We start from the raw sequence: 23,608 nt of genomic DNA on the forward strand, positions 1-23,608 counted from the left end.
TTTTTTGTACTCATATAAGTTTTCCGTAACAAAACTCGCCATCTGACGAGGTTATCTCTATCTTTAAAAGCTGTCGACGTAAAGAAACGTCCTCGCTGTCCCTTGGAATCTTCACGGTAACATAATTTGGCGCATGACCTTGGTGCCACTGAGAGCTTGTTTCCTTTTCAAACAAAACCTCCTGCACTGTGCCAACAAGGCTTTTGAGATACAAAGCCTTTGTTTCGTTGCATACATCTGCCATTTGAGCCGCACGACTGTGCTTGGTCTTGCGGTCGAGCTGACCTTTCATTTTGTCGGCAACAGTGGTAGGCCTGCGTGAATACGGGAAAATATGCGTTTCTGCAAAAGATATCTTCTTTGCAAATGCCAGCGACTTTTCAAATTCCTCGTCAGTTTCCTGTGGAAAGCCCACCATTATGTCGGTGGTTATAGCGCAGTTTGGAAAATACCTGCGAAGCTTCTCACAAAGCTCAGCATACTCCGCCGTATCATAGTGGCGGTTCATACGTTTAAGCGTTTCATCACAACCGCTTTGCAGGGAAAGATGAAAATGCGGACAGAGTTTTTCAAGCTTTGACATTCGCAGGATATCTTCATCTGAAATAAGCTCAGGCTCAACAGAGCCGATACGCACTCTGTAATCGCCATCACAGCCGCAGGCGGCTTCAACAGCGTCAATGAGCCGTGTGCCGTTTTTGAAGTCTCTGCCGTAACAGCAAAGATTTATGCCCGTGAGGATTATCTCCTTGTGACCTGAGTCAACGAGCTGCTGAACTTCGGGAGCGATATCCACCAAAGGTTTTGAGCAGATGTGTCCTCTCGCAGTGGGGATAATACAGTAGGTGCAATACTGATCACAGCCGTCTTGAATTTTGATATACGCACGAGTTTTTTGGTCAGCACCTGAGTTTGTCATTTTCTCAAAAGCCTCTCCCCTCTCACGAGGAACTATCCTGATAATACGCTCGCCACTTGTGATATACCTTTTTATAAGGGCAGGTATTTCCTTTTTTGCACCTGTGCCAACTATGATACCGCACTCGTCAAGAGCAGAAGCTTCCTTTTCAAAAGCCTGCGGAAAACAGCCTGCCAAAACTATCAGACACTCAGGATTAGCTTTTTTTATCTTGTGGATAAGCTGTCGGCATTTTGAGTCCGACTGAGCGGTAACAGTGCAGGTATTTACAACACAGACCTCTGCATCAGCATAATCCTCAGTGACCTCATACCCCTCGGACAGCATTGCTTCCTTTATATTTTCTGTTTCATATTGATTTACCTTGCAGCCGAATGTATAGAAAAAGGCTTTCATATTTGATTTCCTTTCAGTAGCCAAATGTTTATAATGCACAATAAATCACAGTAATATATGTGCATATTGCATAAATCTAAACTTTGATTTTTATCACTCTTGACTATTGTACCATATTTTATTTTTTTTTGCAAATATCCATTGACAAATCAGAAAAATCGTTTATAATATAAATTGTAGAGAAAAGATCTACAGAATTTATGTGGGAATCAAGATCGGATATACCGATCATTCTGAAGGAGGAATATTTATGACAAAGGTAAAAATCATGCTCGATTCCATTGCAGCGGTAAAGAAGTTTGTAAGCGTAGTTTCTATGTACGACTTTGATGTGGATCTTGCGTCAGGAAGATATGCAGTTGACGCTAAGTCAATTATGGGTATTTTCAGCCTTGACCTTTCAAATCCTATCCAGCTCGTAGCACACACAGACGACGCTACTAAATTCCTTGACGAGATCAAAGAATTTATTGTTGACTAAACTTTGATATCACGAAAGCACTGAGTTTTAAAAGCTCAGTGCTTTTTTTGTTGCAAAATTTAAACGATTTCGCATTTTTGCAAAATCTCATCATATAGTTTAATATATTTACGAATATATACTTTCTACTTTTGTTGTATTTTCATTCAAAACGCATATAAAACGTTTGAGATTTTCGTAATAAGAAAACTTTTAGCTAATTTGTTATAGCTTTTATATAAGTTCCACATTAACTAAAACGTTTTAACATGATTAATTATCCAAATTTTATATAACAAATTAACATGAAATAAGTAAAATTCATATTAATATCTTCGTATATAATATTTTACACAATATCTGTTTACTATTTGTTCACACTGACATATAATTATATATAGATTAAGATATGTGACATATAAGTATAGAACTGCTGTTGCCAATGTAAAAAGAAACGAAAATCTCAGAAATTTTCGGTTCTTTTTACTTTTTCAGAGGTTATTATTGCGAAAGGAGGATATGCCAAAGGGCATAATCACGAACATGATCAAAGCTTATATCAGGATAAACGATCTTAATGACATCAAGACTTTGCATGAAGCGGCTTTAAGCTGCAAATACGATCTGGTGGTGCAGTCAGGAACAAAAATACTCAATCCAAAATCACTTATGGGTATTTTCGGTCTTGGCACAAAGAAAACTGTATCGCTGGTAGCTAAATATGACGACAAGCGTGATTTTCTCGAAAAATTCGGTGATCTGATCTCAACTTAGATCATTCCTTATAAAAGCGTTCTGCTGCTGCGGAGCGCTTTTCTCTTTTGCCCTTGTAATCACAAGAGCTATATGTTATAATAGTACAAAAAAGACAAGGAGATAACTAATGAGCGTAAAAATAATATTGCTTGCACTGGAAACTTTGCTGTTGTTTCTGTTTCTTGTACCATTTCCTGTTATATGTTCGGGCAACCTGCTTGGCATTATCGTTTCGGTGATGCTAATGCTCATAACAGCAAACTGGACAAAATTCTGCGGTATTATATTAAAAATATGGGGACATGGCGCAGGTAAATTCGGGCTTATCTTTGTAAGCACATTGATACTTGCTGGGATAATATATGTGGCTATTCTTTCCATACTTATGTACAAAGCGCAGGAAAACCGTCCCGAAAAAGCCAATGTTATAGTTGTGCTTGGCTGTCAGGTAAAAGGCGAACGCCCCTCACGAATGTTACGCAGACGACTTGACGCTGCAATTACGGCTATGAACGACAATCCCGATACGCTTTGTATAGTTTCAGGTGGCAAGGGTGATGATGAGAAAATAAGCGAAGCCTTGGCAATGAAAAATTACCTGCTAGAAAAAGGCATGGACAGCGACAGGATAATAATGGAGGACAAGTCCACTTCAACTTACGAAAATATCCAAAACTCTCTCAAGATACTCGATGAACTCGGCATGAGCCATGATATGACTATCGTCACAGACGGCTTTCATCAATACCGTGCAAGCCTTATAGCAAAGGCTCAGGGTGTGGAGAATGTCACCGCTTATTCAGCCTACACCGAGCCACGATACCTGTTCACATATTGGGTGAGAGAGTGGCTTGGGCTAACGCACTTTTTCATGCTGGGCAGCTAACTAAATTTCACGAAAATTTGCACAAAAAGCTATTGAAAACAGCACAAAGGTATGCTAGAATAAAGTCATAAATAAATGAAAATCGGAGGTTAAAACATGAAAAATATACCAGAAGTAAAACTTGGCATCGTTGCAGTTTCAAGAGATTGCTTCCCTATGTCGCTTTCAGAATCAAGACGTATCAAGGTCTGTCAGGAGTACAAAAAGGCTTACGGAGATATCTACGAATGTCCTACAGTTGTGGAGAACGAGAATGATATGCTCAAAGCCCTTGACGAGGTGAATGCAGCAGGCTGTAACGCACTTGTTGTATATCTCGGAAACTTCGGACCTGAGTCCTCAGAAACACTTCTAGCAAAGAAGTTTGGCGGTCCTGTTATGTTCGTTGCGGCCGCTGAAGAACCATGCGGTGATGCACTTATCGACAACAGAGGCGACGCTTACTGCGGAATGCTCAACGCAAGCTATAACCTTGCACTGAGAAACATCAAGGCTTATATCCCTGAGTACCCTGTTGGTACACCTGACGAGTGCGCAAAGATGATAAGCGAATTCGTTCCAGTTGCAAGGGCTATCCTCGGTCTTAAGGATCTGAAGATAATCTCATTCGGACCACGTCCGCAGGACTTTCTTGCCTGCAACGCACCTATCAGACAGCTCTACAACATGGGTATCGAGATAGAAGAAAACTCAGAGCTTGACCTTTTCGAGTCATTCAACGCCCATGCCGGCGATGAGAGAATATCTGCTGTTGTGGCTGACATGGAAGCAGAGCTTGGCAAGGGCAATAAAATGGCAGGCATTCTTCCAAGACTTGCGCAGTATGAGCTTACCCTTCTTGACTGGGCAGAAGCTCACAAAGGCTCAAGGAAATATGTTGTATTTGCAAACAAGTGCTGGCCTGCATTCCAGACGCAGTTTGGCTTCGTTCCTTGCTATGTTAATTCAAGACTTACAAAGATAGGCATTCCTGTTGCCTGCGAAGTAGATATCTACGGTGCTGTCAGCGAATACATAGGCGTTTGTGTATCACAGAAGCCTGTTACGCTCCTTGACATCAACAACACTGTTCCTGCGGACATATACAATGATGATATTGCAGGAAAGTTCCCTTACACACATAAGGATACATTCATGGGCTTCCACTGCGGAAACACAGCTTCATGCCTTGTAAAAGAGCCTGAGATGAAGTTCCAGCGTATCATGAAGAGAAATCTTGAGCCAGACAGCGAGCCTAATATTTCAAGAGGTACTCTCGAGGGCGATATCGTTGACGGAAATATAACATTCTTCCGCTTCCAGTCAACGGCTGACGCACAGCTCAAAGGATATATTGCAGAGGGCGAAGTTCTTCCTGTGGCAACACGTTCATTCGGCTCTATTGGTATTTTCGCTATAAACGAAATGGGCAGATTTTACCGCCATGTTCTCGTTCAGAAGAACTATCCTCACCACGGTGCTGTTGCTTTTGGTCACTATGGAAAGGCACTCCACAGCGTTATGACATATCTTGGCATGACAGACATAGGCTTCAATCAGCCAAAGGGTATGCTTTATCCAACAGAAAATCCGTTTGCAGATTAATATTTTAGGGATACCGCACTGTAATGGTGCGGTATTTCTGCTTTTATGAACTAAAAAATCAACAAGTGAGCCAACGCTTATTCACACATAATTATATGCCATGCCGAATAATAAGAATTTTATTGACAAATATGCGAAAAATGTAGTATAATAGAGGTAACTATTATAAGGAGATGTAGCCATGTCTGTTTACCGTATTTATGTAGAAAAAAAGCCTGAATTTGCAGTTGAAGCAAATTCACTTATCGGCGGAATAAAGTCAGCTCTGGGACTTGATAACCTTACAGGTCTGAGAGTTATAAACCGCTATGACGCAGAGGGTCTTTCAAGAGAGGATTTCGACCTTGCAGCACCAGTCGTTTTCTCTGAGCCTGCTGTTGACGTTACTTACGATCACCTGCCTGCTGTAAAAGCTGACGAGTTTGTTTTTGCAGTTGAGTATCTGCCAGGTCAGTTTGATCAGAGAGCTGATTCCTGCGCACAGTGTATCTCACTTCTCACTGGAGGAAAAAGACCTACTATCAAGTCAGCGAGAATTTATATCGTTTCTGGCAAACTCACAGAAGCAGAGCTTGACCAGATCAAGCACTATATGATAAACCCTGTTGAGTCAAGAGAAGCTTCCCTTGATTGCTTCGATACACTCGATATCAAGTATACTATCCCGACCACTGTCAAGACTGTTGAGGGCTTTATCTATTCAACAGACGATGACCTGAGATTCATGCTCACAGACTTGGGTCTTGCAATGGACTTTGACGATATCAAGTTCTGTCAGGATTATTTCAAGAACGTTGAAAAGAGAAATCCTACTATCACTGAGATAAGAATGATAGACACATATTGGTCTGACCACTGCCGTCATACTACATTCTCCACTATCGTCGATAACGTTTCTATCGACTCAGACTACATAGCTGCTACCTTTGCAGACTATATCAACACAAGAAAAGACCTTTATGCAGGCAGAACTGACAAGCCTGTTACACTTATGGATCTTGCTTGTATCGGCGCAAAGCAGCTTAAAAAGGCTGGTCTGCTCAAAGACCTTGACGAGAGTGAGGAGATAAACGCTTGCTCTGTTAAGATAACTGTTGACGTTGACGGCAATCCTGAGGACTGGCTGCTCATGTTCAAAAACGAAACACACAACCACCCTACAGAGATCGAGCCTTTCGGCGGTGCGGCAACTTGTCTTGGTGGCGCTATCAGAGACCCTCTGTCAGGACGTTCATATGTATATCAGGCAATGAGAGTAACAGGCGCAGGCAATCCGCTGGTTCCTGTTGAGGACACTATCACAGGTAAGCTTCCACAGAGAAAGATAGTTGTAGGTGCGGCAAACGGTTATTCTTCATATGGCAACCAGATAGGTCTTGCTACCGGTCACGTTCACGAGATATATCACCCGGGCTATGTTGCGAAGAGAATGGAGATAGGTGCCGTAGTAGGTGCTGCTCCTGCTGAGAACGTAAGACGTGAAAGACCTGAGCCTGAGGATATCGTTATCCTCCTTGGCGGAAGAACAGGACGTGACGGCTGCGGCGGAGCAACAGGCTCTTCAAAATCACACAACCTCCACTCACTGGAAAGCTGCGGAGCTGAGGTACAGAAGGGTAACGCACCTGAGGAAAGAAAGCTTCAGCGTTTGTTCAGAAACCCTGAAGTTACTTCAATGATAAAACGCTGCAACGACTTCGGCGCAGGCGGAGTTTCCGTTGCTATCGGCGAGCTTGCTGACGGACTTTCTATCAACCTTGACGCTGTTACAAAGAAGTATGACGGTCTTGACGGCACTGAGCTTGCTATCTCTGAGTCACAGGAGAGAATGGCTGTTGTTATCGCAAAGAGCGACCTTGAAAAGTTCATGGCTGAGGCTGCAAAGGAAAACCTTGAAGCAACAATGGTGGCAAGAGTAACTGCTGAGCCAAGACTTAAAATGAACTGGTGCGGCAACACTATCGTTGACCTTACAAGAGAGTTCCTTAACTCAAACGGTGCAGAAAAGCACACAGATATTTCTATCCCTGCTCCTGTTTTCGCAGCAGAGAGCAACGACGCTGACACTGCTGACCGCTGGGAGTCTATGATATCAAACCTCAACATCTGCTCACAGAAGGGTCTTATTGAGAGATTTGACTCAACAATCGGTGCAAACACAGTTCTTATGCCATTCGGCGGTAAATATCAGAACACACCTACACAGGCAATGGCTGCAAAGCTCCCTGTTCTTCACGGCAATACAAAGACAACGTCCATTATGGGCTGGGGCTATGACCCATATCTCTCATCTGTAAGCCCATACCATGGTGCAATGAGTGCAGTAGTTGAGTCTATCGCAAAGGTCATCGCAACAGGCGGTACATATGAGAAGTGCTGGCTCACATTCCAGGAGTATTTCGAGAGAACACAGAATGATCCTGAGCGTTGGGGCAAGCCTATGTCTGCTCTCCTCGGTGCATACAAGGCACAGATAGAGCTGGGATGCGGTTCTATCGGCGGTAAGGACTCAATGTCCGGTACATTCGAGGAAATAGACGTTCCACCTACACTTGTTTCATTCGCTGTATCAGTAACAGACGCAGACAAGGTAGTTTCACAGGAATTCAAGAAGGCCGGCTCTAAGGTAATTCTTATCAAGCCTGAGTATGATGACAACAAGCTTGTGAACTTCGATTCACTTAAGGCAGTATTTGAAAAGGTAGAAAAGCTTATCGCTGAGGGCAAGGTGCTTTCATGCTGGGCTGTATCCTACGGCGGTGTATCTGAGGCTGTTGCAAAAATGGCATTTGGTAACAAGATAGGCTTTAAGTTCACAGACAAGCTCACAGCAGAAGAACTTTACAGAGCTTGCTATGGCGCATTTGTTATCGAGCTTGCAGAGGGCGTTGACACTGACGAGAGAGTTATCGGTGAAACAACAGAAAGCTACGAGATAAAGTCAGACAATTACACAATAAGCCTTGACAAGCTCCAGACACTTTGGGAGGGCAAGCTTGAGCCTGTATATCCTGTTCATGTGAAAGAGCCTACTGAAAAGCCTGAAAAGTATAGCTACAAGGCAGACAAGAGAGTTGCACCTGCTATCAAGGTGGCAAAGCCAAAGGTTCTTATCCCTGTATTCCCTGGCACAAACTGCGAATACGATACAGCAAGAGCCTTTGAAAAGGCAGGAGCTGAGGCTGACATCTTCGTTGTAAGAAACCTCACAGAACAGGCTATCAAGGAGTCTGTTGACGCAATGGAGAAGAAGATAAAAGAGTCACAGATAGTAATGCTCCCAGGCGGATTCAGCGGTGGCGACGAGCCTGACGGCTCAGGCAAGTTCATCGTATCATTCCTGAGAAACCCAAGACTTACAGACGCTATCCATGACCTGCTGAAAAATCGTGACGGTCTTATGCTTGGTATCTGCAACGGCTTCCAGGCACTTATCAAGCTTGGTCTTGTACCATATGGTGAGATAAGAGATATGAGAGACGACTCCCCTACACTGACATTCAACACCATTGCAAGACACCAGTCTAAAATGGTAAACACAAGGATCGCTTCCAACAAGTCACCATGGCTTGCAGGTTGTGAGGTAGGCGATATCCACAGCGTGGCTATCTCACACGGTGAGGGACGTTTCGTTGCAACAGCAGAGGAAATCGCACAGCTTGCTGCAAACGGACAGATCGCCACACAGTATGTTGACTTTGACGGAGAACCTACATTTGACATTCATTGCAACCCTAACACATCATTCCAGGCTATCGAGGGTATCACCTCACCTGACGGACGTGTTCTTGGTAAAATGGGTCACTCAGAGCGTAAGGGCTGCTGCGTATCAAAGAACGTTCCTGGTGAAAAGGATCAGAAGATATTTGAAAGCGGCGTAGCTTACTTCAAGTAAAAAACAAATACGAGGGCGGAGCTTTTCCGCCCTTTGTTTATATGAGGACAAAGATATGCTGAAATACATTATAATATATCTTTCCGCAATGAGCCTTTTGACGTTCATACTTTTTGGTGCAGATAAGCACAAGGCAAAAGCACACAAATGGCGGATACCTGAGAAAACGCTCCTGGGTCTGAGCCTGCTTGGCGGCTTTGCGGGAGGATTTCTGGGCATGGAATTTTTCCGTCACAAAACAAAACACTGGTATTTTTATATGGTGATGATAATTTCTCTTGCACTATGGGCATTTATCATATACAAGGTCATTGCAGAATAGAATAAGTTCTTTAGGTAGTCGATAACGGCTGCCTAATTTTTTTTTTCCTCCTTATTCCGCTGTAACGGTGTAAATGCCGTTCTCATCAGGTCCGCTGACGGTGCATCCCTCTGCTAGTTGAATACCGCCATATCTGCCTGTTTCATATTCATCCGGCTTAAAGTTATATGTACCCACACCGCAGATGATCTTTGCCTCTTCTCTATAAACACTATCAAAGGAGAATTTGCCTATCCGAATATTACCCGACAGTTTTAAGGTCGGCGTACCGGTAGTAACCATGGGAACTTTAAGCGTCCCTAACGTAAAGTCGCCGGAAATGGTGACATCTTTCGTAACTTTCATTGTTCCGGTAATATTATTGACTCCCTCGAATTTCCAGATGCCGCCATAGCTGGTAAAGCAATCTTTCGTGATGACACAATCTCTCAAGGTCACATCTGAGTAATTATTATTGTCGCCCAACCCATTCAGAGTACAATTGTCAACGATCAGATGTTGTTCAGCTCTTCCATTCATCTGCACATAACAACCGATAGTACCGTTGCGCAGCGTCAGCGTTTCGTTGCCATCATTTGAGAGTGAAATAGATTCGACGCTCAGCGTCTTTCTGTTCAGATCAAACTCCAGATCTTTTCCTGACGAAAGCGTCAGCATCTCGTACGCTCCGTTAAGATCGTTGTTTAGCTTTGCCTTGCCGCCATTTTCAAACACGCTGCGCAGATCCTCCAAATTTTTCACCATAGTGGTGTCTGAGGTATCTGAGGTGATCTTTACTGTAATAGTTCCGATCTTCTGATCTTTTGTGATCGCACCTCCGGAAATGCCAAAAGCAGTTGTGTCTGTTGGGGCATTTTCAATTGTTGTATTCTCTGCAGAAGCAAGATCAAACTCGGTCTTGTCAAAGCTGCCATTCAGCCCATCCACATCGGCTGCGTAAGGAGCTTGGGCTAGACGTTCCGTCGCCTAAGGAGGAATTCGACCCGCCGTTGGGTTTCTACGAGAAGTGCAGTATTATGGACGAAATGCCTCTGGCTTACTGCGTTATCGAACTTGTATTCGATGAAGATGGTCACGGTGTTGACTTTATTTTCCGCTACTGCAACAAGGAGATGGCGGTAGTTGAGGGTGTGACAGTGGAAGAAATGCTGAATCGGTCTTTTTATGAAGTATTTCGCAACGGAGACCGAAAATGGCTGGTATCTTACGCAGATGTAGCACTCAACGGCACAAAGCACACGCTGAAGGATTTTAGCCCTGAGATTGGGAAAGACCTCACCATATATTGCTATCAGCCCGAACCCGGTTTCTGTGCCTGCGTCCTGCTGCCAGAATAAATGCACACCCCTAGAACAACCTTTCGTTAAAAAATATAAAGGTAAAAAGTGAAAAGGCTCTGATAAGACCAATTTTAGGTCATCTCAGAGCCTTTAATCGTTAAATGAGGCACAGGTTAGATAGATACTTTTTTAGCAAGTTCTTCAAGATAATCAAGCGTAAGTTCACTTTCTGATTTTGAATTGAGCTCATCTAATGCTTCCAATAACGTCAACATTACAATACACATCCTTACTCATAGCCATATATTACCTTAGCCTGTCCACTTTCTTCGCCAGGCCATCCGGATATGTTGTAAGCTTTGAACGCGTCAGTTAACAAAATTTGAAGGTGTTCTTTATCTTTTAGCAATCCTTTCGGGAAATCAATACGTGTTATTTTCCAACAAACTTGTTGTTCATGAATACTCTTTATTGCTTGAACAGGTATCGGATTTGATTTATACATAAAGATAAATTCCTCTATATCATTATTCGTGTCATGATGGTTATAGCAATGTGCTAACCATGTTTCAGAATTTTTGTCAATAGTTAAGTACAGGGGCATGATACCTTCTGTCGTGTCCCTAAAGCTTCCGTATGGGTTCTTAATCTTTTTCTTAGCCAGTTCCTCTCTTTGCGTTGGAGTCAGCTTTTCATTAACAAATGCCATAATCTAAACCTCACAATAATAAAAGTATTTAAGGGTATTTTAAAGAGAACCCATATGAAAGCTCTTGCTGCGCTTGTATAGTAAATACAATGAATGAAACGTAAGCACTCAGAATCTCTTCCTAATGAATTATATAGATTATTTAATTGTTTGGTTGGGATTTCATTTATTGAATTCGTGTTGCCAATTTCTCCTATATTAGGGTTAACATCCGGATTTGGTTTTAATTATAGCTTCATCAATTTCGGCACTTGGTGCAACCCAAACAACAGTATCATCTCCAACAGGACGTCCCAATGTAACCATCTTTGCCTGAAATATAGTCTTCTTAACCTTTTTCAGATATTAGATAAGATGCACCTTTACTAAATATTTCGTCTATATTCATAATATACTCAACCCATAATTTTTAGTTGCAATGTTATTAATTCTTGTAATTTCCTGCCAAAGCCCATTCTCTTCATTCCAACCTTGCCATTCCTTACAAACACGAAGCTCCTTTTCGTGTTTTAATAGCGTTTCCTTCAATTTCTCAATTAACTCTTGATTAATGAATTTAAATGGTGCTTCGTGTCTTTTTTCATTCCTAATTTGATTCCAACATACCATAAACGCTATCCAATTCTTTGCTGGATCGCAATCAAGAAGATACAATATGGCTTCTTCGAATTTGGCAACAATTTTTTCATTTTTAGTTTCCTCATAAAGTTTGTATACTCCAAAATCTATAATTCTACTAAAATCCGTTGGTACATTTGCTGGAACAAAATGACTTATAGGACAAGCATATCCTTTCTCTCCGCAAAGGAACTCAGCAACCTCGTTATTTTCAAATGCTTTTTTTGTAAGTTCAAGCAGCTCTTCATTTGTAATTTGTTTATCTAATTTCATAACATTTCCTTTCCCACCAAACGACGAATAAACATTTTCTATTTTTACATCAAGTATATCTATTTGTATCAATCACGGGGACATCTTCTAAAATATCATCTATCATTGACGCCGTGAATTTGAATGTAACCGTCAAACCCTCCGCATCTACCCCACCGATGACTAAAGAAGTATAATAAACTTCAAGCAACTCCATAGAGTAAATTACCCAATCCCAAAAAAGTCTATAGAGCTGCTTAGACCAAATTAGATGTGGAGATAAAGATAATGAAAACAACGATCGCAACGGTAAAGAACGAATTTCGCCTGACCGAATGGTCAGCCCAAATCCAGGCACAGAAAAGTAGCGGACTTACAGTGCATAAATGGTGTGAAGAAAAAGGTGTCAATGTTAATACCGTGTACTTGAATTTGGTTCCGATTATTTCGCTGCTCATTTGTTATTTAATTCCTTGCCTTTAATCTATTCATTTTCTAAAATATATTCATATTTATTATTAAAACTGATAACTTTTTTTTGAATTTATTGTTTCTCCTTCCAGTCTAATGTTGCTATGTAAGTCTCATCTGAGAATGACCACCCTGCAGTTCTGTCAGTCGCATCTCTGAAAGCCTCATACATGATCTCGCCATTCTCCATCCTCAATATCCGGTTTTAAGTATTCATACTTATCGTAAAAAAAACGTACTTACTCTTATCAGCACTATCAAAACGTAAAATATATTCCGCTATTTTACTGCTTATTTTTTCAATTCCACACTTTTGATTGGAAATATAATTGATCATATATTTTATCGTGTCTAAAGCTATAAACCTATAGTTTTTCCAATCTTCCGTTAAAATTGCCGTCAGGTTCTGTTAAAGCCCAAACACTTCTACATTTTGTACACTTATAATAAAATTTTTTATGTCCATAACCATCATACTTATTAATGGAGTGTTTTTTACAAAGTTTCTTTGCTTTTTTTAATTCAGCAATATATTTTTTAGATAACAAAAATCGGAAATATCGTTAAACTCATCAACTTCAGCTAGTACTTCACAAACACATGATATTTTTATTGATTTTATAATATTATTTTCTATAACAATTAATGGAGAACCTTTCCAATCAAACCATATTGCATCATCTGCTATAAAATATAACCGTTTCTCACCCAAAAAGGTTTTGTTTGCTATAGTCATCAATTCTATTTTTTCATTAATTGTTGCTTTTTTATTTGGATACCACTCTATTTTATTAGCAAGCACCAAAAAATAATCTATTCCTATTTCTCCATGAAATGTTGCTATTTTATCATTATATTTTACATGAATTTTATCGCTACTTGCTTTGCCTACTGTTACAAATTCCATATGCATTTTCAATTATCACTTCTCCTTTAACCAATTGATGATGCTTCCATTTAATGAAAATAGGCCTGATAAACCTGATGTAAATTCAAAAGTTCTTGGAATGTTAATTAATAATTGATTGCTAGTTCCAAAATTAGCTAGCTTTGAAACACTTGTTACCATTGCTATAGCTAATACTGCTCCTATTACAATTGTTACTGTGATGAGAATCTCTTTCCAATGCTCCTTGCACCACTCACAAGCACTATCCCATTTCTCTTCCAACCAGCTTTTTTCACAGTTCGGTTTTAAGTATTCATATTTTTCTAAAAGTCATTCTTGCTCTTATTAATAACATCAGCCGCATTTTGGTCAATAATCACAACATCAGAAACAAACTCATTTACATCTTTTTTGAGATTATCAAGAGCGTCGATCTTATTTTCCTGAGTCTGTGTAGACGCTTTTATAGAACTAATTACATCGTCAACATTGCAAACGCTGATTACAATTTTTAAGATCTAGATTTTGTAATCCAATTAACCTTATATTCTATTATTTGGTCATCAACATTTTCTGTTATGAAATACAAGAATTTATCATAATTTTTCATTTTGCTGTCTACGTAAAACTTTCGTATACCCGCATATACTTTTATTCGTGTAACAATATTGGTTTTTTGATCAACTGTATCCGGTTTTATAATAGTAACTTTTTTTATCTCATCAGTTGTTATTTTTATTCGGATACCGCAGGTTTTAACAACCATTATTTCATCTTTTCGTACTTTAATTTTCAGAGTAGTGAATAATACAGGAAAAGAAAGCAAAACACAAAAAACAAGTAATCCTATATACATAAACCAATTTGCTTTAAAAGAGTGTTCAACAAAATCAATTATTTCAAGTATAATTACAAAAGAAAAAAGTACGGCTACTAAAAACAGTAAGACATATCCATTATGTCTAATCTCAAAATAATTGTTTTTAGTTCTCAATCAACAGTTCACTCCTTTAATCTTTTATTGCATCAATTCCGCCTTGACCAATATTCTCAAAAAAACCTTCTATATATCCACCCACAAGACCATTGCGAAGAGTTTTGAAATATCTGCTAAAAATATCAAATTTAATCTTTCATCCAAGCTTCATCATAATTTGGATGTTCATTTAAGCATTTCAAATCAATTCCATGAGTATCATGGCCTAAATATGAGAACTCTTCTAATTTTGGTAAGTTTAACACAAAGCTTATGTCTGTAATATTACAATAAGAAACATCTAAAGCTTTTAGATTATAAAGTTTATTTATAATTTCTTTATCAATTGAGTGTATATTCGTAGAATTTATATTGAGGGATACAATATTCTCCCAATTAACACTTTCATCATCCAGCTTGGTAAAATCAGCTCCTGAAATTGAAAGTGATTTCAATTCCGTTAATTCGGATAAATCCGGTAAGGTTTCAATTTGAACATCGTATAATTCCAACGATTTTAAATTCTTGAAGCTTCCCTCTGTTCCGAGCAAGTCAATATCGTCAATTTTAAAACGAGCACCCCCATAAGGATTAGATCTAATGCATAAACTTGATAGACTTCTGATATCTGCCAGCTTTCTTATTGAACCAATAGGTGAATCTACAATATTAACAGAAGTTAATTTTTTTAGTTTAGTTAACTCTTCAAAAAAATTCTGTGCATCTGAAGCGTCACTGATTCCGACAATAGTAATTGTTTCAAGATTCGTTAATTTGCTGAGCAAATCATAATCGTGTCCCAAAAGTGCAACATCAGAACCCGGATCACAAACCAACTCACGTATCTCATCATAATTCTGACTTGTTTGATTAATACAGTCGTTAATGGTTTTTCGTTTCCACTGTAAATCAGCTTCTGTTTCATTATCACTGTTTAAGAACCATATTCCGAAACCTATTACAATAGCAAAAAATATTATAAGAATACAAGTAATAATTATCATCGTAGAAAATATAGTTTTATGTTTCATTATAAACAAATCCCTCATTACGTTAATCTTGCAAAAATGTTATAAAGGCATCAATATGCTGTTTATATTTATCGGCTCTCTTCTTTTTTTCTCCTACAAATTCACCATCAATATAAGCACCCAAAGTAGATTTAACATCGTAATTTATATTATTGCGAATTTGATCAATACCACCATTATTTGATATGAACTCCGATTTAGGATCGATTCTGCCATCCATTACAGCCTTATTATATTCCTGTTGAACTTTCAGAAAATTACTGTTACTGTTCTCAAATTTATACTGTATATTATTCGGATCAATATCAGATAAAAAATCCTGATCGTCATACCTTGTCGAAATAATATCTCCACTATAGGATATCATTCTATCTGTACTTCCATTAGCAAAATCCACAATGTCTAAATTATCGTTAAATTCAACATACTGTAATGCCTCATGAACAAAATCTTTCATAACCTCCGAACCCAATTCATTTGCTCTCCTTTTAAACTCTTCAACAGTTGGAGGATTTTCCCCATTAAAAAGATTTCCCTCTTCTCGTGAGAATCCAAAATGTAATTCAATATTCTCATAATTAGAACCATGTTGCACATTTAGAGCAATTGCAAAATCAATAGCATCAGCCACATTTTAGTCAATAGTCACAACATCGGAAATATTTTCATTAATGTCCGAAGCCCAAAAAACAATAGAATTTTTATCTATTCTATATTTTACAAATACTTCATTATTGTATCTCATAAACCACTCCTTTACCCGGTAAAAATCCAGCAAATATTATTTACATTCGCTTTCATCATCATTTACAAACTCAATTTTGAATGAACTATTCTTATTTTGCTTTCGCACCGCTTTGATAAGTTCAGTCAATTCATTCTTCTCGATATATCCTTGATGTTTTATCCAAGATATACTATTTACTGTTGCATAAAAACCATCTATGCACATTTCCCCACCAAATCTTGCGATATTCTCTTTGTACTCAATATCGACATACCATTTCGTACCTGTAATTTTAATTTCTTTCATTTTTTTATTCCAATCATTTAATAATATTCCCGTTTGAGAAGTTCCTATAAACAAACTCCTTATTAATGAACCAACCTGAGTAGTATGCGTAATCACATTAACTGCAGTAGGCGTATATATTGTGATATTTCCTACATTAGGATTTATTCTTAAAATAGTACGTTCAAAGACATTCCATACACTGGTTGGTCGAATAGTATTTCCGAGTAACGCTTCCACATTCCCTGAAGAATGCATTGTGTAGGAGGAAGAAGCACTATTCCATGCGCTTATTGTAGAAGGATTGGAAACATCCCAATTTGGAAGTTCAATACCCTTCGATGAAAGAGTTGTTTACAAAGTAGATCTTCCCATTTTATCCGCACAATTTGCCGCTATTTGATCTCCGTTACATATACCCTCATCTCCAATTCCAGACCAGAAAGTTGACGAATCAGATTTAAGTGTGAAATTATATTCACTTGCACCGCTTATGGCTGAACGAAATTGAGGATTAGTTGTCCATTGCTTTCCATAATTTCTTAAATCAGCATTTGAAATTCCTTTTACACTACTATAAATAGAACCAATGGAATAAAAACAATTCGATATTGTACTTGTCCAATTTAATATATTTTGAAATGTATTAAAAACTGAATTATCAATATTCCACCATGTGTCAATTATATTTAATGTACTTGAACCAAGAGTTGAAAGTATCGCTATTGAGGCAACAGAAAGACTAGTTATCGTTGCAATTGTTGTAGCAAGGCCTGCAGAAACTCCAAACGTTGTAAGCACAGTGGTTAATAATGGCACAAGAGCCATTCCGCCAGTGGCAACAACAGCAACTATAGCTAATACTGCTCCTATTACAATTGTTACTGTGATGAGAATCTCTTACCAATGCTCCTTGCACCACTCGCCGACCTTTTTGCAGCCGTCTTTGAATTTCTCCCAACGGCTTTTTTCACATTCGGGCTTCATGTAGTAGTACTCGTCGTAAAAATCGTCATTGCTCTCAATAATAGTCAGAGTTTATACAGTTGTATTTTACTACAACTCCTAATAGTATAATTATAATGTGCATACAATTACATTGTAATTTTTGTCACAAAGACATATACGCATCTCCTGCACATTGATAAGCGTAAGGATTTTTTGGAGCAAGCCTAATTGCCTCGTTTGCTAAATGAAGAGATTCGTTGTTTTGGCTGTTTATGAATGCAAAATGTGAATCAGCAATAATTCCTTCTACATTCATGATATTTCTCCTACAAAATTATTTATGGGAATAGATAGTTTTCTATACTTTCTATTAATTCCATAATTGCTAATCACCAATATAATCATCACAAATAGCATTGCTTAAATAATGATCGCTTGTATCTATTCCTAAATCGGGAAGTATAATTATAACAAGATCCGAATCATATTCATCATCAGTAACATTATCAATTATTTCTAAACCGAATCCTCCATTTAAATCAAAAATCAACTCATATGGCTCATATCTTGTTAATATCAAATTTGTATCTTGGGTTTCACAAATTTTTTTTAGAAATCCTTCTATTTTCTTTTGGATGTCTTTGGTGTTTTTCAAAAAATATTCATAAGCACGCTCTTGTTTTGGCGTTATTTCTTTTGATTTCGAATTTGTGACAGGAAAAACTTTAATATCGAATGTTTTATCCCATAATGTTATCTGGGTTTTACCATGATACATTAAATTCCTATACTCCAATTCTCCAAAAACAGAATTGATAATTTTCTTTCTCTTATTTATAAACAAATATACTCACCTATCCTTTTGACATATCATACACTAATCTTGGCATTCCAAATCCAGATTTTTTAAATAAATCACCTAATTTATCGGCAATTCCCTGTATATTGAATTTATAATTAGCTATTCCTCCATTATGATTTATGTTTGCATGAATTTCAGCAGGAACAAAATAACATTTTTTTGTGCTTATATCTTCATGAATGGTTAACATATATCCTAATTCTTCCTCTAATACTGATTTAGTCTTGCCATTCGGCAATCCAGCTTCAGCATTTTTAAAATTTATACTTCTTAGAATTTCATCAAAGTTCTTCTTTTCCTTTGAGTTCATATTGCCACTAAGGAATTTGTCCAAATCTACATCAAGATTTTTCATGTTAGTTTTTACGGGGTCAACTACAGATAAAGCTCTACATTTTGCATCAGTTTCTGCTCGTTGCCCTGGTGTCCAATCCTCTTTATATGATAGCTCTGCATCATATGCGCCGTCATCATTTTTTATCAGCTTACAATTCGAATTATGAACCCAAACTCCATTCTCACCAACATAATAAGTGTGGAAAGCCTCCACTTGAAAATTATACACCGTAACAGGCTCATCTGTCAAATCAACATCAAAATTTTCAACTAAAAGAACATTTCCGTTTACATCAAGGAGTTCATCACCAACAAGTAGCTTACCAGCCTCAACAAACCCTCTACTTTGTACATAAAAAGGGTGCGTTTCAGTTGAAGCAAGTACACTTACAGTTCAAATCGGTGTACCTGCAAAATCGTTGATAAAAATGTTCTGTAAATAGTAATTATATTATATTTTCAAAGGGTTCTAAAGGTCCGTATAATGTATCTTCATAATACAATAGAACAATATTGTTATTTACAATAAGAAGCACATCTGAAGGATAACAAAAATCCGACCATTTTTCACAAAAAATAGATGCTGTAATGCTTATTGCTGAAGTATGATCATATAACAATGTTACTTTGTCTGAAATACTTTTTTCGAATAAACTCATTAATTTTTGTTGAGTTACTCTCTCCATTGATTCATCGCCCCAACCACAGTCACCTATGAAAACAGTCAGTTTATGATCAATCATCATTTGAACATATGAACTTTTTTGAAGTATTTCATTATCGCATATACTATTCCAAATTTTAACTGCTTTGTTTTCATTAACAACATTCATTTCTGATAGCTGCTTTGGAGAGAATAGCGCATAATTTTCGCTTGTATATCTCCAAGCATATTTAAATTCTTTTATATCCATATCTATTCCTCCCAAAATATATGTCCTGCAGAGCCATTATGTTTTCCCTTTGCCCAATCATGATAACAAATATGTGGCATGTTATATTCATTATCAATAGGGTGAATTTGATAATTAGATTTTGGTGCATTTGTTGCATATGTTTCTGCTTTAGGCAAATCAGGCATTGCTTCATTTATAAGTTGTTCCGCTTGCTGTCTATTTGAAGCAATATAATTGTTTCCTTTTTTTCTAGCAGATCTTAATTCTTTAACTGCTTGTTTCCAAGAAGGAGAGCCTGGTTTATCAACAATGGGAATTTTTTCTTCTCCCTTGGCGGTACGGACAGTCTTTGTTTTATATTCATTACTTGCATTATGTACCAACACGCTAAAACCACTAACGTGATATGTATGAAAATCTTCTACCTCAAAATTATAAACCTTTAATTTTCAGTCCATTCAATATTATCTGGCATTTCACGTTTATAAAAAAATTTTTTGGCTGCCTCGAAAGCTTTATCTACTGAGATAATTGAATCTCTTCTGATTTCAATCTCTTCTTCAGGCGTATTAGTATAAAAAATACAATAGTCATTTTTCTGATTTGTCTGGCAACCAACTGACTGAAAACCGAGTGACTCCTCGTCTGGAAAATAGGTGAGATTCGCCATTTCTTTGTTTACTAATACCACTAAGCAAGGATTCTCTTGAGTATTATTAGTAATCCAAAACTCGTTGACACCATCACCATATTTTTTTTGTAATATTTCTGAAAATTCAGAAATATTATTTGCATATTCAATTCCTCCAAAATGTTTTATTTTCATTTGATTACCTTATTCCTTTCTTATTTGATTTTCGGAACAGTGCTATTTCCAATGTATGTCTTTGGAACTGGGATAGCACGAACATTATTTGCAACCGAATTACTTGGAGGTACCACGGTTAATTTAGCGCCTTTTGGAAGTAGAGCTGGAACTTGTCTATCGCAGAATCCACAAGTTCCATTAGGGTTATTATGAAATACAGTTGCTTCATTTATACCATTTTCTCTCATGTATAAAGCAGCTTTTCCTTCAACATGACTTGCTGATTGTGCTTTATATTGAGGATATGAAGGTGTCGAACTATTTCCTGATTTAAAAGAAATTTGCTTTCCATCTGGAGTTACCATAACGCCCTCTGTTGTTTTTCCATCATATTTTGGAAGCACAGGCTTTTCTTGATTACAATTTGCATTATGTACAAGCAGTCTACACTTGCCAACATGATAAGTATGGAAATCCTCCACCTGAAAATTATACACCGTAGTGGGTTCGTCTGTCAACTCAACATCAAAATTTTCAACTAAAAGAACATTTCCGTTTACATCAAGAAGTTCATCACCAACTATTAGTTCTCCTGCTTTGATAAAGCCTTGATTTTTTACATAGAACGGGTGCGTTTCAGTCGTAATGATCTCTTCGCCGTTGATCACCAAATGAATAAGCTTAGAATCTTCTCTTATGTAGGTTTCAAGTACTCTTTTTTCAGCGGTTTCAAATGTTTCTGGGTCTGTTGAAATAACTTTATCTCCTGACTTTATCTTTTCTATGGCAACCATTCCTGCTACAGCCATGACAAGAGTTCCAGCAACAAAACAAGACGGCTTAACGCCTGCTTTATTTACCGCACTGTTAAAGCCTTTATTCATTCCGCCTGTAAATACGGCAACACCGGCTATGCTAATCTGTGCAAATTGTAAATTTCTTCATTCAATTAGTTAAAAATACCAAATTGATTTATCTCTTTCATTAAGCTTTTGCTCTATCTTATTTTCTATTATAAAAAAATATATGTCTTTAATAAAAAGCTCTAAAACTTCTTTTTGTACAATTGCGTAAAGGGTATTATTTTGTCTACTATTCTCACTTTTAACATCAAAATGTATTGAATCTATTTCGCAATCCGCAGAAAACTCACCTAAAAGCATTGTAAATAATGGATTATAACCTTTATAATTAATATATACATTCTTTAATAAATTATTATCAACAATCTTTATCCTTAAATCAATTTCGTCAAAAGCATAAATCTCATAGTTTTCTTTCTTTTCAATTTTGTACATATGATTACTCCTTAATAACTATTAAAATTTTCATCATAAAGTCCTACACATGCATCCATTGCCGGATTTGTTCTCATCGATGAACTGATAATTTGTTCTGGTGTCTTGCCACTAGAAATTAACGCATCATAAGACCTAGTTTGCATACGTTCTAAAGCAGCATTATATCCATTTTCATTTATAATATTTCCATCTAAATCGAGATAGGAATTTAACCTTGTTTGATTACGATAATCACAAATTGAATGTGCTATTTCTTCTGTAGAACATCCTTTATTTTTCATATCAGAAACTAAATCGCATATTGATCTATCATCTTCAATATACTGAATTCTTTTTTGCCTTGCACTTTCAACAAATTCCGGATCTGACCAATCCTCATTAGCGAAATTTTTCAAACTGCCATCTTTTTTGGGTTTATAGCCATACACTGCATTGGGATCTTCTTCAGCATCAGCTAATACTTTGGGATTATCACTAGGATTATTATCATAATGACCGTTACCATATTTTTCTGCATTATGTACCAATACACCTAATCCGCTAACGTGATATGTATGAAAAACCTCCACCTGAAAATTATACACCTTAACAGGTTTCTCTGTCAACTCGACATCAAAATTTTCAACTAAAAGAACATTTCCGTTTACATCAAGAAGTTCATCACCAACTATTAGTTCTCCTGCTTTGATAATGCCTTGATTTTTTACATAGAACGGGTGGTCAACAGTTGTAACGATTTCTTCATTGTTCACAGTGAGATGAACAAGCGTTGTTACCTCTCTTATGTAGGTTTCAAGAACAGTTTTCGGAGAAGTTTCCATTGTTTCAGGGTCTGTTGAAATGACTTTATCTCCTGACTTTATCGTTTCTATAGCAACCATTCCGACAACCGCCATGACAAGCGTTCCCGCCACAAAACATGACGGTTTAACTCCTGCACTGTTAGCTGCCTTGTTAAATCCGCTGTTCATTCCGCCGGTAAAAACAGCTACACTTGCTATAGTCGTCTGAGCTACATTGTATATAGAACTCTCATGCAAAGCCGCATTAAAGTCACTAAACCAGTTGTCACCAAACAATATCTTTGAACCTAATGCGAGAGTATCAAAGCCTCCCATTACAAATGTGATAGCTCCACTGATTTGCGTTCAATAATAAAGCTTAAGGTCATGAATAAAACTAGATTTACTCATCATCTTCTAATAATGCTTCTCTGTCCATTTCTTCCTCAACTTGCTCTTCTGTCTGCTTGTATGATACAAGTAAATTATTCAGATATTCTTCACTTGTTAGCTTTCCCTCTACATAGATATAGCTATTTATTCCTTCTTTGGACAAATCTTTTTTAACGTGTAAAAGTGTCTTTATTCCGTTCGCACGTATAATATCACACTTATACACATAATCGTTGTTTGAAACAATTTGTTTGATTTGTGAAATGGGTAGTTCTTGATATTTACGTATAATTTTAGCCATAGTAGCTGTGAATACTGAACTCTCCAGTTTTAAGCCTACAGTTCTCATAGTAATCTCCTTAAAAATCAATTATTGTTTTAATGGGTTCTCCTGGCAAACTATTACGGAAATTGCCACCGTGCCAACCTTTTAAGTGTTCATTAAAAGTAGCAGGATATATTACTTCGCTGTTTCCAGACAAATGTGAGTATTTTGAAACGCTGTACGTATGATGTCCTTGTATGGTTTTTCCATTGTAAGTAGGGCGTTTGCCGTTTAAGATATCAACCTTCTGTTGAGGAGACCAATTACGCGTTCCATTCTCACCCTTTTGTAACCTAATCTGTTCTTGATCCCAAAATTCATTTACTGCATCTTGCCGCTTAGCAGAAATTTTCTTATTCCATTCAAGCTTTTTATACTCATCTTTAGTTATTGTTCTATCTCTAACCTTAGATTCTAACCTTGACTTTTCTTTGGCACTAATCTGCTTATATTTAGAGGGATGTTCCCGAGTGTCCAAGCCCTTAGTACGCTCAGCCATTA

Annotated in this window: 28 protein-coding genes and 2 pseudogenes; 8 read left to right on the forward strand and 22 right to left on the reverse strand. The window is 37.6% G+C overall.

Going from position 1 to position 23,608, the window contains the following annotated elements:
* Positions 1–10: 10 nt before the first annotated feature.
* Positions 11–1,315 (reverse strand): tRNA (N(6)-L-threonylcarbamoyladenosine(37)-C(2))-methylthiotransferase MtaB, encoded by a 1,305-nt coding sequence (gene mtaB / locus DWW81_RS10020; protein ID WP_117897649.1) that lies wholly within the window; start codon positions 1,313–1,315, stop codon positions 11–13.
* A 250-nt stretch (positions 1,316–1,565) separates the two neighbouring features.
* Here mtaB and DWW81_RS10025 point away from each other — a divergent pair, with 250 nt between their 5' ends.
* The 6 genes from DWW81_RS10025 to DWW81_RS10050 all read left to right on the forward strand — a co-directional run bounded on the left by DWW81_RS10025 (position 1,566) and on the right by DWW81_RS10050 (position 9,218).
* Complete coding sequence (locus DWW81_RS10025; protein ID WP_022287796.1) at positions 1,566–1,796, forward strand: HPr family phosphocarrier protein; 231 nt, start codon at positions 1,566–1,568, stop codon at positions 1,794–1,796.
* A 483-nt stretch (positions 1,797–2,279) separates the two neighbouring features.
* The gene (locus DWW81_RS10030) at positions 2,280–2,549 is read left to right on the forward strand and encodes an HPr family phosphocarrier protein (RefSeq protein WP_046440140.1); all 270 of its coding nucleotides are present in this window, start codon (positions 2,280–2,282) and stop codon (positions 2,547–2,549) included.
* Positions 2,550–2,658: 109 nt separating this feature from the next.
* Complete coding sequence (locus DWW81_RS10035; protein WP_117897648.1) at positions 2,659–3,417, forward strand: YdcF family protein; 759 nt, start codon at positions 2,659–2,661, stop codon at positions 3,415–3,417.
* A 96-nt stretch (positions 3,418–3,513) separates the two neighbouring features.
* Positions 3,514–5,001, forward strand: coding sequence for an L-fucose/L-arabinose isomerase family protein (locus DWW81_RS10040; protein WP_117897647.1), 1,488 nt, complete (start codon positions 3,514–3,516; stop codon positions 4,999–5,001).
* Between the two features lie 181 nt (positions 5,002–5,182).
* Positions 5,183–8,896: a phosphoribosylformylglycinamidine synthase gene (locus DWW81_RS10045; RefSeq protein WP_117897646.1), complete on the forward strand. Its 3,714-nt coding sequence runs from the start codon at positions 5,183–5,185 to the stop codon at positions 8,894–8,896.
* Positions 8,897–8,951: 55 nt separating this feature from the next.
* Positions 8,952–9,218, forward strand: a complete 267-nt coding sequence (locus tag DWW81_RS10050; RefSeq protein ID WP_242988991.1) for a DUF1294 domain-containing protein — start codon at positions 8,952–8,954, stop codon at positions 9,216–9,218.
* 51 nt (positions 9,219–9,269) lie between these two features.
* On the opposite strand, the gene DWW81_RS10055 is transcribed toward DWW81_RS10050, so the two are convergent.
* On the reverse strand, positions 9,270–10,145 hold the full coding sequence (locus tag DWW81_RS10055; protein WP_117897645.1) for a hypothetical protein: 876 nt from the start codon (positions 10,143–10,145) through the stop codon (positions 9,270–9,272).
* Positions 10,146–10,234: 89 nt separating this feature from the next.
* On the opposite strand from DWW81_RS10055, the gene DWW81_RS10060 reads away from it, so the two are divergent.
* Positions 10,235–10,555: a hypothetical protein gene (locus DWW81_RS10060; protein WP_147338983.1), complete on the forward strand. Its 321-nt coding sequence runs from the start codon at positions 10,235–10,237 to the stop codon at positions 10,553–10,555.
* 232 nt (positions 10,556–10,787) lie between these two features.
* Here DWW81_RS10060 and DWW81_RS10065 read toward each other — a convergent pair whose 3' ends face one another.
* Complete coding sequence (locus DWW81_RS10065; protein WP_117897643.1) at positions 10,788–11,207, reverse strand: hypothetical protein; 420 nt, start codon at positions 11,205–11,207, stop codon at positions 10,788–10,790.
* Between the two features lie 384 nt (positions 11,208–11,591).
* Positions 11,592–12,170 (reverse strand): hypothetical protein, encoded by a 579-nt coding sequence (locus DWW81_RS10070; RefSeq protein ID WP_117897642.1) that lies wholly within the window; start codon positions 12,168–12,170, stop codon positions 11,592–11,594.
* A 195-nt stretch (positions 12,171–12,365) separates the two neighbouring features.
* On the opposite strand from DWW81_RS10070, the gene DWW81_RS10075 reads away from it, so the two are divergent.
* Positions 12,366–12,560, forward strand: a complete 195-nt coding sequence (locus DWW81_RS10075) for a hypothetical protein (RefSeq protein WP_117897641.1) — start codon at positions 12,366–12,368, stop codon at positions 12,558–12,560.
* 505 nt (positions 12,561–13,065) lie between these two features.
* On the opposite strand, the gene DWW81_RS10080 is transcribed toward DWW81_RS10075, so the two are convergent.
* The 18 genes and pseudogenes from DWW81_RS10080 to DWW81_RS13610 form a co-directional block, all read right to left on the reverse strand.
* A complete protein-coding gene (locus DWW81_RS10080) occupies positions 13,066–13,467 on the reverse strand; it encodes a hypothetical protein (RefSeq protein WP_117897640.1) in 402 nt (133 codons plus the stop codon).
* Positions 13,468–13,470: 3 nt separating this feature from the next.
* Entirely contained in the window at positions 13,471–13,719 is a 249-nt protein-coding gene (locus DWW81_RS13135; protein WP_147338984.1) for a hypothetical protein, read from the reverse strand.
* A 229-nt stretch (positions 13,720–13,948) separates the two neighbouring features.
* Positions 13,949–14,431: a hypothetical protein gene (locus DWW81_RS10085; protein ID WP_046442056.1), complete on the reverse strand. Its 483-nt coding sequence runs from the start codon at positions 14,429–14,431 to the stop codon at positions 13,949–13,951.
* Between the two features lie 131 nt (positions 14,432–14,562).
* Positions 14,563–15,444, reverse strand: coding sequence for a leucine-rich repeat domain-containing protein (locus DWW81_RS10090; protein ID WP_117897639.1), 882 nt, complete (start codon positions 15,442–15,444; stop codon positions 14,563–14,565).
* Positions 15,445–15,466: 22 nt separating this feature from the next.
* Positions 15,467–16,075, reverse strand: coding sequence for a hypothetical protein (locus tag DWW81_RS10095; protein WP_117897638.1), 609 nt, complete (start codon positions 16,073–16,075; stop codon positions 15,467–15,469).
* Between the two features lie 150 nt (positions 16,076–16,225).
* Complete coding sequence (locus DWW81_RS10100) at positions 16,226–16,696, reverse strand: hypothetical protein (protein WP_147338985.1); 471 nt, start codon at positions 16,694–16,696, stop codon at positions 16,226–16,228.
* A 114-nt stretch (positions 16,697–16,810) separates the two neighbouring features.
* Entirely contained in the window at positions 16,811–17,284 is a 474-nt protein-coding gene (locus tag DWW81_RS10105; protein ID WP_117897636.1) for a hypothetical protein, read from the reverse strand.
* A 283-nt stretch (positions 17,285–17,567) separates the two neighbouring features.
* A complete protein-coding gene (locus DWW81_RS13275; RefSeq protein WP_181982720.1) occupies positions 17,568–17,720 on the reverse strand; it encodes a hypothetical protein in 153 nt (50 codons plus the stop codon).
* Positions 17,721–17,789: 69 nt separating this feature from the next.
* Positions 17,790–18,248 (reverse strand): hypothetical protein, encoded by a 459-nt coding sequence (locus DWW81_RS10110; RefSeq protein ID WP_117897635.1) that lies wholly within the window; start codon positions 18,246–18,248, stop codon positions 17,790–17,792.
* 10 nt (positions 18,249–18,258) lie between these two features.
* A pseudogene (locus DWW81_RS13770) lies at positions 18,259–18,978 on the reverse strand (polymorphic toxin-type HINT domain-containing protein); the annotation flags it as partial.
* Between the two features lie 70 nt (positions 18,979–19,048).
* Positions 19,049–19,516: a hypothetical protein gene (locus DWW81_RS10120; RefSeq protein ID WP_117897634.1), complete on the reverse strand. Its 468-nt coding sequence runs from the start codon at positions 19,514–19,516 to the stop codon at positions 19,049–19,051.
* A 2-nt stretch (positions 19,517–19,518) separates the two neighbouring features.
* Positions 19,519–19,884, reverse strand: a complete 366-nt coding sequence (locus DWW81_RS13705) for a hypothetical protein (protein WP_181982721.1) — start codon at positions 19,882–19,884, stop codon at positions 19,519–19,521.
* A 56-nt stretch (positions 19,885–19,940) separates the two neighbouring features.
* Entirely contained in the window at positions 19,941–20,324 is a 384-nt protein-coding gene (locus DWW81_RS13710; RefSeq protein WP_117859650.1) for an Imm1 family immunity protein, read from the reverse strand.
* Positions 20,325–20,344: 20 nt separating this feature from the next.
* Positions 20,345–21,139, reverse strand: a pseudogene (locus tag DWW81_RS13715) (polymorphic toxin-type HINT domain-containing protein); the annotation flags it as partial.
* Between the two features lie 120 nt (positions 21,140–21,259).
* On the reverse strand, positions 21,260–21,604 hold the full coding sequence (locus DWW81_RS10140) for a hypothetical protein (RefSeq protein WP_117897632.1): 345 nt from the start codon (positions 21,602–21,604) through the stop codon (positions 21,260–21,262).
* Positions 21,605–21,615: 11 nt separating this feature from the next.
* Positions 21,616–22,725: a polymorphic toxin-type HINT domain-containing protein gene (locus DWW81_RS10145; protein ID WP_117945382.1), complete on the reverse strand. Its 1,110-nt coding sequence runs from the start codon at positions 22,723–22,725 to the stop codon at positions 21,616–21,618.
* A 67-nt stretch (positions 22,726–22,792) separates the two neighbouring features.
* Positions 22,793–23,131: a hypothetical protein gene (locus DWW81_RS10150; RefSeq protein WP_117878352.1), complete on the reverse strand. Its 339-nt coding sequence runs from the start codon at positions 23,129–23,131 to the stop codon at positions 22,793–22,795.
* Positions 23,132–23,141: 10 nt separating this feature from the next.
* Positions 23,142–23,606 carry a hypothetical protein gene (locus DWW81_RS13610; RefSeq protein WP_243004736.1) on the reverse strand — a complete coding sequence of 155 codons (465 nt, stop codon included), beginning with the start codon at positions 23,604–23,606 and terminating at the stop codon, positions 23,142–23,144.
* Positions 23,607–23,608 lie beyond the last annotated feature (2 nt).

The organism is Ruminococcus sp. AF17-1AC, assembly GCF_003461385.1.
Classification (GTDB): domain Bacteria; phylum Bacillota; class Clostridia; order Oscillospirales; family Ruminococcaceae; genus Hominimerdicola; species Hominimerdicola aceti.